A 327-nucleotide genomic window follows, 5' to 3' on the forward strand; every position below is an offset into this window, starting at 1 on the left:
ACTCAAGAAAGCTGAGTCCTTTTTCCATTCTCTGCTTGTAGCACTCTGCTGTCAGCATACGGTTAACGGAGAAATGTGCTCCGACTTCACGTAATACTTCGATGTAGTTCAGTCCCATCAACCAGTCAGCGTTATTAACCATCAATGCTTTTCCATCTGAGAAATCGATAAATCGACTCATCTGTTTCTTAAAACAGTCACAGTTGTGCTGGATTGTCTCCGGTGTCATCATCTGACGCATATCTGTTCTTCCGGATGGATCACCGATCATAGCTGTTCCTCCACCGATCAGTGCGATTGGTTTATTTCCTGCTTCCTGCAGACGTT

Annotated in this window: 1 protein-coding gene; it reads right to left on the minus strand. The window is 44.6% G+C overall.

Annotation, left to right across the window (positions count from 1 at the left end; all coding sequences use genetic code 11):
• A partial coding sequence (locus PZH32_RS12085; RefSeq protein WP_428994044.1) for a hypothetical protein occupies positions 1-327 on the minus strand: 327 nt, incomplete at both ends.

It is taken from the genome of Adlercreutzia equolifaciens, assembly GCF_029076695.1.
Lineage (GTDB): Bacteria > Actinomycetota > Coriobacteriia > Coriobacteriales > Eggerthellaceae > Adlercreutzia > Adlercreutzia equolifaciens_A.